11 protein-coding genes and 1 riboswitch are annotated in these 13898 nt (G+C 43.7%); of the genes, 6 read left to right on the top strand and 5 right to left on the bottom strand.

What is annotated here, in order from left to right:
- Window positions 1–83 precede the first annotated feature (83 nt).
- Complete coding sequence (locus DW862_RS23250) at window positions 84–554, bottom strand: Lrp/AsnC family transcriptional regulator (RefSeq protein WP_004315247.1); 471 nt, start codon at window positions 552–554, stop codon at window positions 84–86.
- 177 nt (window positions 555–731) lie between these two features.
- Between DW862_RS23250 and DW862_RS23245 the strand changes: the two genes are divergently transcribed.
- Both DW862_RS23245 and DW862_RS23240 read left to right on the top strand, forming a co-directional pair.
- Window positions 732–2018 (top strand): O-acetylhomoserine aminocarboxypropyltransferase/cysteine synthase family protein, encoded by a 1287-nt coding sequence (locus DW862_RS23245; RefSeq protein WP_008640740.1) that lies wholly within the window; start codon window positions 732–734, stop codon window positions 2016–2018.
- Window positions 2019–2086: 68 nt separating this feature from the next.
- A complete protein-coding gene (locus DW862_RS23240; RefSeq protein ID WP_004306417.1) occupies window positions 2087–2326 on the top strand; it encodes a hypothetical protein in 240 nt (79 codons plus the stop codon).
- A gap of 106 nt (window positions 2327–2432) precedes the next feature.
- Here the strand turns inward: DW862_RS23240 and DW862_RS23235 are convergent, their stop codons facing one another.
- On the bottom strand, window positions 2433–3338 hold the full coding sequence (locus tag DW862_RS23235; RefSeq protein WP_117684874.1) for a mechanosensitive ion channel family protein: 906 nt from the start codon (window positions 3336–3338) through the stop codon (window positions 2433–2435).
- Window positions 3339–3467: 129 nt separating this feature from the next.
- Window positions 3468–3564: riboswitch (TPP riboswitch) on the top strand.
- Here DW862_RS23235 and DW862_RS23230 point away from each other — a divergent pair.
- From DW862_RS23230 to DW862_RS23220, 3 genes are read left to right on the top strand one after another with little or no spacing between them, the layout of a single operon-like run.
- A complete protein-coding gene (locus tag DW862_RS23230) occupies window positions 3565–5814 on the top strand; it encodes a TonB-dependent receptor (RefSeq protein ID WP_120070765.1) in 2250 nt (749 codons plus the stop codon).
- Between the two features lie 12 nt (window positions 5815–5826).
- Complete coding sequence (gene pnuC / locus DW862_RS23225) at window positions 5827–6435, top strand: nicotinamide riboside transporter PnuC (RefSeq protein WP_120070762.1); 609 nt, start codon at window positions 5827–5829, stop codon at window positions 6433–6435.
- Window positions 6432–7058: a thiamine diphosphokinase gene (locus DW862_RS23220; RefSeq protein ID WP_120070758.1), complete on the top strand. Its 627-nt coding sequence runs from the start codon at window positions 6432–6434 to the stop codon at window positions 7056–7058. Before pnuC ends, DW862_RS23220 begins: the two co-directional genes overlap by 4 nt.
- Window positions 7059–7230: 172 nt before the next feature.
- Here DW862_RS23220 and thrC read toward each other — a convergent pair whose 3' ends face one another.
- The 3 genes from thrC to thrA all read right to left on the bottom strand — a co-directional run bounded on the left by thrC (window position 7231) and on the right by thrA (window position 12405).
- Entirely contained in the window at window positions 7231–8532 is a 1302-nt protein-coding gene (thrC, locus tag DW862_RS23215; protein WP_120070755.1) for a threonine synthase, read from the bottom strand.
- A 127-nt stretch (window positions 8533–8659) separates the two neighbouring features.
- Complete coding sequence (locus DW862_RS23210; RefSeq protein WP_004315262.1) at window positions 8660–9868, bottom strand: cofactor-independent phosphoglycerate mutase; 1209 nt, start codon at window positions 9866–9868, stop codon at window positions 8660–8662.
- Between the two features lie 101 nt (window positions 9869–9969).
- On the bottom strand, window positions 9970–12405 hold the full coding sequence (thrA, locus tag DW862_RS23205) for a bifunctional aspartate kinase/homoserine dehydrogenase I (protein ID WP_004315263.1): 2436 nt from the start codon (window positions 12403–12405) through the stop codon (window positions 9970–9972).
- A gap of 401 nt (window positions 12406–12806) precedes the next feature.
- On the opposite strand from thrA, the gene DW862_RS23195 reads away from it, so the two are divergent.
- Window positions 12807–13844 carry an asparaginase gene (locus tag DW862_RS23195; RefSeq protein ID WP_008025258.1) on the top strand — a complete coding sequence of 346 codons (1038 nt, stop codon included), beginning with the start codon at window positions 12807–12809 and terminating at the stop codon, window positions 13842–13844.
- Window positions 13845–13898: the final 54 nt, after the last annotated feature.

Here is a 13898-nt window from a genome sequence, read left to right as displayed (position 1 = left end):
CGTTTCCACTCACAAAGATAGTCGCGGTCTTGCTTTTCATAGAGGAAATATACAAGATAAATTTCAGACTATCACACAAAGGACTAAATATGTATCCCATATTGATGCTTCACTTCTGCCATCACAAATGTACTTTCCAGTGATCCCAAACTATCAATTGTCCCCAACACATTCAGAATAAACTCCTGATAGTATTTCATGTTGGGAGCATGAATCTTCAACAGGTAATCATAACTTCCTGATATGTTATAACATTCGGTTACTTCAGGAATATCCTGTATGATCCGTGTAAACTCTGCCGCTATATCCCTATTCAGACGTCTAAGCTTCACACTGCAGAACACGACAAATCCCTGATTCAGTTTTTCCGCATCCAATACGGCAATATACTTTTTTATATAGCCTCCATTCTCCAACCGTTTAAGACGTTCAAAAACAGGAGTTGAAGAAAGACTCACCCGCGCGGCCAACTCTTTCGTTGTCAATCGGGCATTCTCTTGCAAAGTACGGAGTATTTGCAAATCTACTTTATCCAACTTATCAAAAGTATCCATAAGAAAAATATTCTTCTAAAAGGTGATTTTCAGGAACAACGCAGTTACATTATTCCATATAAAGGCACAAAAATAGCATTATTTTCTATATTTCATCTATATCTTGTTCGATATATCTACATCTCATAACTTTGCAAGAAAATAAAGAAAGAATATAAACTTAAAAAACATACGATTATGGCAACAAAGAAATTACACTTCGAGACTTTACAGATTCATGTAGGACAAGAACAAGCAGACCCGGCAACAGATGCCCGCGCAGTACCTATTTACCAGACCACCTCTTATGTATTTCACAACTCCGCCCATGCAGCCGCACGCTTCGGCCTGCAGGACCCGGGAAACATCTACGGCCGTCTGACCAACTCCACTCAAGGAGTCTTTGAACAACGCGTAGCCGCTCTTGAAGGAGGAGTAGCAGGGCTGGCAGTCGCTTCGGGTGCCGCTGCCATCACTTATGCTTTTGAGAATATCACTCGTGCAGGCGATCATATTGTAGCAGCCAAAACCATTTACGGAGGAAGTTATAACCTACTGGCACATACCTTGCCCAGCTATGGTATCACAACAACATTCGTTGACCCAAGCGATTTGTCGAACTTTGAAAAGGCTATTCAGGAAAATACAAAAGCCGTATTTATCGAAACCCTGGGAAATCCGAATTCAAATATCATTGATATAGAAGCAGTGGCAGAAATAGCCCATCGCCACAAAATACCTTTGATTATTGATAACACATTCGGAACTCCGTATTTAATCCGCCCCATCGAACACGGAGCAGATATCGTAGTACATTCCGCAACAAAGTTCATTGGCGGACACGGTTCCTCATTGGGAGGAGTCATTGTAGATTCAGGCAAATTCGACTGGGTAGCTTCCGGCAAATTCCCACAACTGACCGAACCCGATCCATGCTATCATGGCGTACGCTTCGTCGATGCAGCCGGTCCGGCTGCCTATGCAATCCGCATCCGTGCCATTTTGCTGCGCGACACAGGAGCTACCATCAGCCCATTCAACGCTTTTATCCTGCTGCAAGGCCTGGAAACTCTTTCCTTACGTGTAGAGCGTCATGTAGAAAATGCATTGAAGGTAGTGAATTTCTTAAACAATCATCCAAAAGTGAAGAAAGTGAATCACCCGTCATTATCCAACCATCCCGACCATGCACTGTATCAACGTTATTTCCCGAACGGTGCCGGTTCTATCTTTACTTTCGAGGTAAAAGGCGGACAAGAAGAGGCACACCGTTTCATCGACAGTCTGGAGATTTTCTCCCTGCTAGCCAATGTGGCTGACGTGAAATCATTGGTGATCCACCCGGCGAGCACTACCCATTCGCAGCTCAATGCACAGGAGCTAGCCGAACAGGAAATTTATCCGGGCACCGTACGTCTATCCATTGGAACAGAACATATCGATGACCTAATTGCTGATTTGGATCAGGCACTTGCCAAAATCTAACATTCAATCATTGAACTTTCCATGACTGCAAGATGTTATACCTATATAACATTAAAAACATTGCAGTCATGGAAAAATATTTAATACACAGCAACGAACTGCATCTGATAGACGCAGAGAAAATCCATCAAGCTGTAGAAAAGATGGTGGAATCACTCGATTTAGCCGCTGGCTCAACTACGAACTTCGATCTCTATCAGGTTGTGGAAAACTACTTTAAAGATCTTGAGAAAAGAAGGAAAATCAATCATGTACTGGGGATCAAAGAAGATAGATATGAACTAGCCGAAGATTTCGGCATTAAATAAAAGAAAGAAATTTATTCAATCACACCAGACAAGTTTATCCAAAAACGAGGGAGTTACACTCAATGTGAAACTCCCTCGTTTTTTTGGAATAATCAGCGTATAATGATTAATTTCCCTGATGTACTGTAAGTTGCGGGAAAGGGAAGTTGATACCTTTTTCATTGAAGGTTTCATAAATCGCTTTATTTATATCGAAATAAACACCCCAGTAATCTCCGCTATTTACCCATACACGTGCCACTACATTCACACTGCTGGCGTCCAGCGCATGAAGAGCCACAAAGGGAGCAGGTTCTTTCAGGATACGTTGATCAGCAGCAAGAATATCATAAACGATTTTCTGCACTTTCTCATAATCTTCTCCATAATCTACCCCAACAATCCATTCCACGCGACGAGTCACCTGATTACTATAGTTAGTTACCACTCCACTACTCATTGCACCATTCGGCACGTAAATCACTTTATTATCTGCAGTAGTCAAAATAGTATGAAAAATCTGTATTTCTTTCACTGTACCAGAAACTCCCTGACTTTCTATCCAATCTCCCACTTTATATGGCTTAAACAACAATACAATCAAACCTCCCGCAAAATTCTGTAAATTACCGGATAAAGCCATACCGACAGCAACACCGGCAGAAGCCAACAAAGCAGCAAACGAAGTTGTTTCAACTCCAAGAGCACCTACTACAGAAATGATTAACAGTACAGTCAACGTAATATTCACCAAGCTTTTTACAAAAGTCTTGATACTTATATCTACTTTTCTTTTATCCATCAAACGCCCGACAAACTTATTAAGCATAGAGATAAGGAAACGTCCGACGATAAAGACAATGACCGCAATCAGTATACGTTCTCCGGCACGAATACCAAAGTCTATCAGTTGTTGAGTAATCAACGAGAGTTTGTCCAATCCGTCAGCATTGGCAATCGCTTCTTTCATTAATTCATCTGCGGCCACTTGCACAGAATCCGCAGCTTGTGTTGCTTGTAATAATAGTAGCATAATTAAAATGTATATTAAATGAGTAAACAGTTATATTGCTATTTTAACAAAATACAAAGTTATATTGTTTTTAGTGAATCTAAAAGTTTTTTTTGCTTTCCTCCTGCAAAAGCAGTATTTTTGTAACCGATTCACTGGTAGGGGTGCCTTAACATGACGGGCTGAGAACATACCCATAGAATCTGATCCGGGTAATGCCGGCGTAGAGAACTAATTAGTAAGCAAGATGAAAAAAATTGTATGGATGGCCATCGCCTTATCGGGCGTAGGCATCACTGTTCATGCACAGACGAGTGTAAAGGATAGTATGAGAGTAGTAAACCTGCAAGAAGTGCAGGTAGTATCCACGCGTGCCACCGCCAAAACTCCCGTGGCATTCACCAATATAGGCAAAGCGGAATTGAAGAAGGTTAACTTCGGACAGGACATCCCTTATCTGTTAAGCATGACTCCTTCTACGCTGACTACATCGGATGCAGGAGCAGGTATCGGCTACACGACTCTTCGCGTGCGCGGAACCGACGGTACACGTATCAACATCACGGTAAACGGCATACCGATGAACGATGCTGAAAGCCATAATCTGTTCTGGGTAAATATGCCCGACTTTTCTTCCTCCGTAAAAGATATGCAAGTGCAACGAGGCGCAGGTACGTCTACCAATGGGGCAGGTGCCTTCGGAGCCAGCGTTAATATGCAGACTGAAGGTGCATCCATGAAGCCGTATGCCGAATTCAACGGTTCATACGGTTCATTCAACACGCACAAAGAAACGGTAAAAGTGGGAACCGGTTTGCTCAATAATCATTGGACGTTTGACGCCCGCCTTTCCAATATCGGTACAGACGGATACATAGACCGCGCTTCGGTAGACCTGAATTCTTACTACCTGCAAGGAGGCTACTTTGCAGAAAACACTTCTGTGAAGCTGATTGCATTTGCCGGGAAAGAAAAGACATATCACGCCTGGGGATACGCAACCAAAAAGGAAATGGAGGACTTCGGCAGACGCTACAACCCCTGTGGCGAGATGTACACCGATGCCAACGGCAACAAGCATTTTTATGACGACCAAACGGATAATTATCTGCAAAAGAATTATCAACTTCTCTTCAATCATACTTTCTCAACAGCCTGGAATCTGAATGTTGCCTTGCATTATACCAAAGGCGACGGCTATTACGAAGAGTACAAAGACGGAAGATCCCTTATAGAATATGGCCTGAAACCATTCACAATTGATGGAACCGAAATAACCAAAAGTGATTTAGTCCGTCAGAAGAAGATGGACAACAAATTCGGTGGCGGCGTTTTTTCTCTCAATTATACGGTCAACAGGCTGAATGCGTCTCTAGGAGGTGGTTTGAATCAATACCGGGGCAATAACTTCGGAAGAGTTCCCTGGGTGAAGAATTATGTGGGCACTCTATCTCCCGACCATGAATATTACCGCAATAAATCCCAAAAGACCGATGGCAATATTTATCTGAAAGCAAACTACGATCTTACTAGAGGATTAAGCGCGTATGCCGATCTTCAGTATCGACACATCGACTATACCATCGACGGCAACAATGATAAATATGACTGGAGCAAGAATGCCCTGCGTCCACTGGCAGTAGACAAGAAGTTTGATTTCTTTAACCCGAAAGTCGGATTAAACTGGAACATCACGTCCAACCATCGCGTTTATGCCTCTTTCTCGGTTGCTCAAAAGGAACCGACCAGAAACAATTATACGGATGGCGATCCGGATTCGTATCCCAAAGCAGAAAAATTACTCGACTATGAAGCGGGATATACTTTCGCCAACCAATGGCTGACAGCAGGTGCAAACTTCTACTACATGGATTATACCGACCAACTGGTTCTGACCGGAGCTTTAAATGACATCGGTGAAGCACTGACCGAAAACGTGCCGGACAGTTATCGTATGGGAGTCGAGCTAATACTGGGAATCAAACCGTGTAAATGGTTTCAATGGGATATAAACGCTACATGGAGCAAAAACCGCATCCAGGATTTTGTAGAAAGCCTGCCGGGCTACCATTATAATGAAGACGGCAGTTCTACTTCCCTCCCGACTGTTCAGATCAAGCATAAAGACACTCACATCGCTTTCTCACCCGACTTTCTATTTAATAACCGCTTCTCATTCATTTATAAGGGATTTGAAGCAGCTCTGCAATCGCAGTTCGTAAGCAAACAGTATATGACAAATGCGGAAGTAGAAGAATTGACTCTTGATAAATATTTTGTCAGTAACCTCAATCTGGCATACTCTTTCCGTCCCAAGAAAGTGTTGAAAGAAGTCACGGTAGGGTTCACTGTGTACAATCTGTTTAATGAAAAATATGAGAACAACGGCTGGGCATCGAGCGACTACACCGATACGGTGGAGAATCGGGGAAACTATGCCGGATATGCAGCGCAGGCAGGAACAAACGTTATGGGACATGTTTCTTTCCGCTTTTAATACCACAGGGCTATGGAATTGAATTTTCTGGAAATATTCGGTACGATTGTCGGGCTAGTCTACCTTTGGTTGGAGTACCGGGCAAGTATCTACCTTTGGATAGCAGGTATCGTGATGCCTGCCATCTATATCTTCGTATATTACAAAGCAGGACTGTATGCCGATTTCGGTATCAATATCTACTATCTGATAGCCGCCATCTACGGTTGGTTCTTTTGGATGTGGGGACACAGAAAGAAGAAAGGTCAACAGTCGGCAGATGCTTCAACCGGTGACAAACCCAAAGATCTTCCTATCGTGCATACTCCATGGAAATGTTACTTACCTCTTTTTCTGGTATTTATTGTTGCATTCATCGGCATTGCGTGGATACTAATCGAATATACGGACAGCAACGTGCCCTGGCTGGATAGTTTTACCACGGCATTGAGCATTGTCGGCATGTGGATGCTGGCGCGTAAATATGTCGAGCAATGGTTTGCCTGGATTCTTGTGGATATTGTCTGCTGCGGACTTTATATCTATAAAGACCTTTATTTTACTTCTGCTTTATACGGACTTTACTCCATTATAGCTATCTTTGGCTACTTTAAATGGAAAAAATTAATGAGCATACAATGATAAACGAACACTATACTCCCGAAGCCGTGGTACTTGCCAACGGTGAATATCCTACGCATACGCTTCCCCTGAAAATGCTGGAAGAAGCTAAATTCGTGATTTGCTGCGACGGAGCAGCAAACGAATACATCTTACGCGGACATACTCCCGATATTATTATTGGCGACGGAGACTCTCTTTCGCCAGAAAACAAAACACATTTCTCGGACATTATTCACCATATAGCCGATCAGGAAACAAACGACCAAACCAAGGCTGTCCATTTTCTACAAGAAAAAGGCTACCGGAAAATAGCCATCGTCGGTGCTACCGGAAAACGGGAAGACCACACATTAGGAAATATCAGTTTATTGCTGGACTATATGAAAAGCGGTATGGAAGTACGAACTGTTACGGATTACGGGGTATTTATTCCCGCAAATGGCACGCAGACTTTCGTTTCCCACGCCGGGCAACAAGTATCCATTATCAATTTCGGAGCGAAAGGATTGAAAGGGGAAGGATTGGTTTATCCGCTTAGCGACTTTACGAATTGGTGGCAAGGAACTCTTAATGAAGCTACAAGCAATCGTTTTACCATTCAATGCACGGGAGAGTATTTAGTGTTTCTAGCTTCTATGTAAACCGATATTAATTCTCAAACATTCTCATCACTATGAGAAAAAATTCTCACTGCGATGAGAAAAAATACTCATAGTAATGAGAACTTTTTCTCATTGCGGTGAGAATCTTTCTTTCATTTCAATAGACTGACAACGCTTCATAGACCACTGTGTTACAGTCTATTAAGACTGACTATAATGAAAGTAAATAGCTCTTGAAATCTACAAATTCTTTCGTCATTTGCAGACTTTTCTTTTCGCCTTTCATAAATTCCTGCAATTTGGCAGGTATCTCTACTGATTCACCGATAATGCTTTCCACTGTTTCAAGGAACTTGGCCGGATGAGCCGTTTCAAGAAATACACCCGTTTCGCCTTCTTTCAAGCCTTCTACCAATGCACGGTATCCACAAGCTCCGTGAGGATCGAGGAGATAATGATGTTCTTTCCAAGTTTCTTTCACCATTTCACGGATCTGTTCATCGGTATAAGTTGTTCCTGAAATTTCGGCAGAGATAGCAGCGTGCGAACCATTATACAAATCAAGTACACGGGCAAAGTTGCTAGGATCTCCCACGTCCATAGCGTTAGCAATTGTTGCAATAGACGGACGGGGATTGTATTTACCTGTTTGCAGATATTGATAGAAAATATCGTTGCGGTTGTTGGCAGCAATGAAACGCTTCACAGGCAATCCCATTTTCTTTCCGAATAATCCTGCGGTGATATTTCCGAAGTTTCCGCTAGGTACGCAGATGACGGCGTTATCTGCTTTTCCGGCACGCTTCAGTTGAGCATATGCATAGAAATAATAAAATGCTTGCGGCAGGAAACGGGCTACATTGATGGAATTGGCAGAAGTCAATGATAGATGTTCATTCAGTTCCTTATCCATGAAAGCAGCTTTTACCAATGCCTGGCAATCATCAAACGTTCCGTCCACTTCGAGCGCAGTGATGTTCTGTCCCAGTGTAGTGAATTGCTTTTCCTGTATTTCGCTGACTTTTCCTTTCGGATAGAGCACATATACATGAATACCGTCCACACCCAGAAAACCGTTAGCCACAGCACTTCCCGTATCACCGGAAGTGGCTACCAGTACATTTACATTCTTTTGTCCTTCCTTCTTAATGAAGTATCCCAGCAGACGCGCCATGAAACGACCGCCTACATCTTTGAAGGCTAGTGTCGGTCCGTGGAAAAGTTCGAGCGAGTAGATGTTATCCGCTACTTTCACCAAAGGTACATCAAAACTTAAGGTATCATATACAATCTGTTTCAGGGTGTCGGCAGGAATATCCTCACCGAAGAAAGCATCGGCTACACGATAAGCTATTTCCTGAAAAGACAACGTATCAATTGTATCGTAAAACTCTTGTGGAAGAGGCTTGATAGACATAGGCATAAACAACCCTTTATCGGCTGCAAGACCTTTTACAACTGCTTCCTGTAAAGAAGCCACCGGCGCTTGTTTATTCGTACTATAATATTTCATGGAATGATATTTTTAGTGCTCACCACAGATTATACAGATTTACACAGATATTTTCTCTATTATTACATAATACAAAAGTCTCTTATCACTTTAAATCTGTGCGAATCTGTGTAATCTGTGGTGAACATTATTTCATAAATTCTTTAATAAACTCGTCTTCTTTCAACACACCATAACTACCATTGCAGGCAGATACTTCGTCGTAAGTTTGCACCTCGTCCGGCTCAATTCCCGGATACCAGATAAGGAACGGGATAGGATCGGAAGTGTGCGTACGAAGTTCGCAGGGAGTAGGATGGTCAGGCAATACGGCTATTGCTACCGGTTCATCCCAATCTTTCACTGCTTCGTAGATAGGTCCTACGGCACGTTTATCCAGATTCTCGATAGTGAGAAGTTTCAAGTCGATGTCTCCTTCGTGTCCGGCCTCATCGCTGGCTTCGATATGAAGATAGACAAAGTCATCGGTTTTCAAGGCTTCCAATGCAGCAGCCACTTTATTTTCATAATTCGTATTATACAGGCCGGTTGCCCCTTCTACCACAATACGACGTAATCCGGCATAATAACCGATTCCATTTATCAGATCGACAGCCGAAATCACCGCACCTTTTTTCACTTGCGGGAAAGTTTCGGAAAAAGTAGTCATCTGCGGACGATAACCGGGGCTCCAGGGCCAAATACTATTGGCGGGGTCTTTGCCTTCAGCTATACGTTTCAGGTTCAACGGATGATTCTTCAACAGTTCCTGTGATTTTAGAATCAGGTCGTTAATCAGGTCTGCCGTTTCTTGTGCTTCCGGGGTCAATGGTTTCACCATCAATGGGCGGAAAGGTTTCAAAGGAACATCGTGCGGAGGAGTACAGTCCAATTCTTTATTTCCTCCCTTGATAACCAACAGATGACGGTACTGGACTCCTGTGTGGAACCGTACGCGGTCATTGCCTAGTTTCTCTTGCAGGTATTGAATCAATACATCCGCTTCTTCTGTAGATATGTGTCCGGAGGAGTGATTCTTCAGAATTTCTCCTTCCACACAAATCAAGTTACAACGCATTGCCATCTCGCCCGGTTTCAGATCCACGCCGATACTGGCAGCTTCCAGCGGTCCACGACCTTCGTACACTTTCGGAAGATTATATCCCAACACAGACATGTTGGCTACTTCACTACCCGGATGAAAACCTTCCGCCACAGTAATCAGGCGGCCGTTACGTCCCATTCGGGCTAACTGATCCATATATGGCGTCTTTGCATATTGCAGGAGCGTCTTGTCCCCTAATGACTTCACTGGCCAGTCGGCCATTCCGTCTCCCAATATAATGATATGCTTCATTTCTTTTGAAAATTAAGAATGAAGAATGATGAATGAAGAATTGGCTGCACCATTACGCTGCATAGTAATTCTTCATTCTTCATTTTTAGTTCTTCATTTAATTAAACGTTTGCGATGCTCATGATGTCGGCAAATACTCCGGCAGCCGTTACTCCGGCGCCGGCGCCGTATCCCTGAATCATCATCGGATATTCTTTATAGCGTTCTGTAGTAAGCAGGATAATGTTGTTGCTGCCTTCCAAGCCGTAGAACGGGTGGTTGGCGCCTACTTCCTGTAAGCCGACAGAGGCTTTTCCGTTCTCCAGTTTGGCAACGAAACGCCAGTGTTTATTTTCTTTCTCCAATACTTGGCGGCGGGCTTCAAAGTCTGCATCGAGACTTGGAACACGTTTCCAGAAATCTTCCAGAGAACCTTCGAAGAAGTCATTGGGGACAAAGAGGTTCTTTTCAACATCTTCCTGTTCCAGACGGTATCCGGCTTCACGTGCCAGAATCACCAGTTTACGGATGACGTCTTTTCCACTCAAGTCGATACGCGGGTCCGGTTCGGAGTAGCGTTCTTCCTGTGCCATTTTGATGGTACGGCTGAAAGGAATATCGGCGCTGATCTTATTAAAGATGTAGTTCAGTGTGCCTGAAAGCACTGCTTCAATCTTCAGAATCTTGTCGCCGCTATGAATCAGGTCGTTGATCGTATTAATAATCGGAAGACCTGCACCTACGTTTGTTTCGAACAGATATTTCACACCACGTTGGCGGGCAATCGTTTTCAGTTCGCGATAGTTTTCGTAAGCGGAAGAAGCAGCAATCTTGTTGGCTGCTACCACAGAGATATTGTGTTGCAAGAAATCTTTGTAAAGCGATGCGATATCGGCGCTGGCCGTACAGTCTACAAAGACGGAATTAAAGATGTTCATTCCGATAATCTCGTCGCGGATGGTTTGCAGACTACTGTCTTTACCCTTTTCCAACAGTTCCTGACGGAAATTAGAAAGGTCGAAACCTTCACGGCTGAACATTGCTTTGGCAGCATCAATGATACCTACCACATGGAGTTTCAATCCGTTTTCCATCATGAGTTTCTGCTGTTGGCAACGAATCTGTTCTACGAGGCTGCCGCCTACTGTACCGACACCGCAGATAAAGAGGTTCAGTACCTGATATTCGGAGAGGAAGAAAGAGTCGTGAATAACGTTCAGGGATTTACGCAGAGATTTGGAATCGACCACAAAAGAGATGTTTGTTTCCGAAGCTCCCTGTGCACAGGCAATTACGTTGATACCGTTGCGTCCCAGCGTACCGAAAAGTTTACCGGCGATACCCGGGGTATGTTTCATATTCTCGCCTACGATAGCAACAGTAGCTAAATCTCTTTCCGCAAGAATCGGAGAAATCTCGCCCATCTCTATTTCTTTCGCAAATTCCTCGTTCAGCACTTCACAAGCCAGGTCGGCATCGGCATTACGCACACCGATAGAAGTACTGTTTTCCGATGAAGCCTGCGACACGAGGAATACGCTGATTCCGTTCTTAGCCAATGCTTTAAAGATGCGGTAGTTTACACCGATCACCCCTACCATACCGAGTCCCTGAACAGTTATCAGGCTGGTGTCGTTGATAGAGGAAATACCTTTGATAGCCTTGCTCTGCGGGTTGGAAACTTCTTGTTTGATAACCGTTCCCACCCCGTCCGGATTGAAGGTATTCTTTATTATAATAGGAATATTCTTGTGACATACGGGATAGATAGTCGGCGGATAAACCACCTTTGCACCGAAGTTACAAAGTTCGGTCGCTTCTACATAACTCAATTCCGTAATGGTATAAGCAGTTGAAATGACACGCGGGTCAGCCGTCATAAACCCGTCTACATCCGTCCAGATTTCCAGACTTGCCGCATCCAGAGCCGCAGCAATAATGGCAGCCGTATAGTCCGATCCACCACGTCCGAGGTTCGTCACATCTCCTGTTGTTTTATCCGAAGAGATGAATCCCGGCACCAGTGACACTTTAGGGATAGACTGGAAAGCCTCTTTCACCAACTTATTAGTCAGGTCGGTATCCAACGTGTGTTTACTATGTTTTCTTTCGGTCTTGATAAAAGTGCGCGAATCGAACCATTTTGCTCCGTCAATCAGTTCGGTAACGATGATGGATGAAAGGCGTTCACCATAGCTGACGATTGTATCCGAAGTCTTCGCGGAGAGGTCTCTAATCAGATAAATTCCCTGAAAGATGTCCTTCAACTCGTTCAGCAGTTCGCCAATCTGACGTTGCAACGACACTTGCTTTTCTCCGGCAGGAATCACCTCCTTAATCATCTCCACATGACGGTAAACGATTTCGCGGAACTCGCCCTCGTATGCTGAATCTCCTGCTGCCGCCATCTTTGATGTATTTATCAATTTGTCAGTGATGCCTCCCAATGCGGAAACAACTACAATTACCGGCTCACTTGCCGACTCTACAATTCTCTTTACGCTTAAAATGCTGTTCACGGAACCTACGGACGTCCCGCCGAATTTCATTACTTTCATGAAGATACTTATTTAAATGCAATGTCCTGCTGTTTACTTTTTACAGAACGATTGGTTGTTTACGAATAAAATTGAAATTGAATTTTGCCTGCTTATACAAGCGTGAATCACGTAGATACACAAAAACTATCCATTAACCCCTAAGGGTCATGGTACACATGGATGTGACTGTATGTGGATAGTACTTCATCATAGTCCTTGTTTCTACTCTTGTTTTTGATAAGTGTCGCAAAAGTAATAATAAAAACGTTCAATCTATCACTTTTTTCGGTTTTTTTCTGATAAAAAGAATCTTCCGTCTTCTATTCGTCCTGTCATCCGCCTTTACTTTTATGACATTTTGCTACTTATATATCAAATATATTATTATATTTGCGAAAACAATCGCACAAAATCAGCTTATGAATCCATTAAATACTTCCGTATTGCTAATATACACCGGTGGAACAATTGGCATGATCGAGAATGCCGCGACAGGTGCTCTGGAGAACTTTAACTTCGAGCAACTGCAAAAGTATATCCCCGAACTGCAAAAGTTCAACTTCCCGATTGACACCTATCAGTTTGATCCTCCAATGGATTCGTCGGACATGGAACCGGATATGTGGCGGAAGCTGGTACGCATCATTCATGAAAATTACGACCGCTACCACGGCTTCGTCATCCTGCACGGAACGGATACAATGGCTTACACTGCTTCCGCATTAAGTTTTATGCTCGAAGGACTCGATAAACCTGTTATCCTCACAGGTTCACAACTTCCCATAGGTGTACTCCGCACGGACGGAAAGGAAAATCTGATGACCAGCATCGAGATTGCCGTTGCACAAAACAAGGAAGGGAGGGCGCTCGTACCGGAAGTGTGCATCTTCTTTGAAAATCATCTGATGCGGGGAAACCGCACGACCAAGATGAATGCGGAAAACTTCAACGCGTTCCGTTCTTTCAATTACCCGGTATTGGCGGAAGCCGGAATCCATATCAAATATAATAATGTGCAGATTCACGTAAATGGTGAAGAGCGGGAATTGAAGCCTCATTATCTGCTAGATACCAATGTTGTGGTACTGAAACTCTTCCCGGGCATCCAGGAAAATGTGATTGCCGCCATTCTGGGGATTGACGGATTGAAGGCTGTCGTGCTCGAAACATACGGTTCGGGAAATGCTCCCCGGAAGGAATGGTTCATACGTCGGCTTTGTCAGGCCAGCGAACGTGGAATTGTGATTGTCAACGTAACACAATGCAGCGCAGGAATGGTAGAAATGGAACGTTACGAAACGGGATACCAGTTATTGCAGGCAGGCGTTGTCTCCGGATATGACAGTACGACGGAATCTGCTGTGACGAAATTAATGTTCTTACTGGGACATGGATATACAGCGGACGAGGTGCGCGACCGGATGAACCGTTCGATGGCAGGAGAGATAACTCTGTAAATTCCCTGTTTGTTTTACGCATTGAACAGATTTTATCTGAATTTGTTTTGCGCG

It is taken from the genome of Bacteroides sp. AM37-9, assembly GCF_003603455.1.
Taxonomy (GTDB): Bacteria; Bacteroidota; Bacteroidia; order Bacteroidales; family Bacteroidaceae; genus Bacteroides; species Bacteroides xylanisolvens.
This window is presented reverse-complemented; position numbering and strand designations above follow the sequence as displayed.

What these genes read in the sequence shown, in the direction of transcription:
- DW862_RS23250 (WP_004315247.1), bottom strand. Translation starts at nt 554, where the DNA reads ATGGATACTTTTGATAAGTTGGATAAAGTAGATTTGCAAATACTCCGT.
- DW862_RS23245 (WP_008640740.1), top strand. Translation starts at nt 732, where the DNA reads ATGGCAACAAAGAAATTACACTTCGAGACTTTACAGATTCATGTAGGA.
- DW862_RS23240 (WP_004306417.1), top strand. Translation starts at nt 2,087, where the DNA reads ATGGAAAAATATTTAATACACAGCAACGAACTGCATCTGATAGACGCA.
- DW862_RS23235 (WP_117684874.1), bottom strand. Translation starts at nt 3,338, where the DNA reads ATGCTACTATTATTACAAGCAACACAAGCTGCGGATTCTGTGCAAGTG.
- DW862_RS23230 (WP_120070765.1), top strand. Translation starts at nt 3,565, where the DNA reads ATGAAAAAAATTGTATGGATGGCCATCGCCTTATCGGGCGTAGGCATC.
- pnuC (WP_120070762.1), top strand. Translation starts at nt 5,827, where the DNA reads ATGGAATTGAATTTTCTGGAAATATTCGGTACGATTGTCGGGCTAGTC.
- DW862_RS23220 (WP_120070758.1), top strand. Translation starts at nt 6,432, where the DNA reads ATGATAAACGAACACTATACTCCCGAAGCCGTGGTACTTGCCAACGGT.
- thrC (WP_120070755.1), bottom strand. Translation starts at nt 8,532, where the DNA reads ATGAAATATTATAGTACGAATAAACAAGCGCCGGTGGCTTCTTTACAG.
- DW862_RS23210 (WP_004315262.1), bottom strand. Translation starts at nt 9,868, where the DNA reads ATGAAGCATATCATTATATTGGGAGACGGAATGGCCGACTGGCCAGTG.
- thrA (WP_004315263.1), bottom strand. Translation starts at nt 12,405, where the DNA reads ATGAAAGTAATGAAATTCGGCGGGACGTCCGTAGGTTCCGTGAACAGC.
- DW862_RS23195 (WP_008025258.1), top strand. Translation starts at nt 12,807, where the DNA reads ATGAATCCATTAAATACTTCCGTATTGCTAATATACACCGGTGGAACA.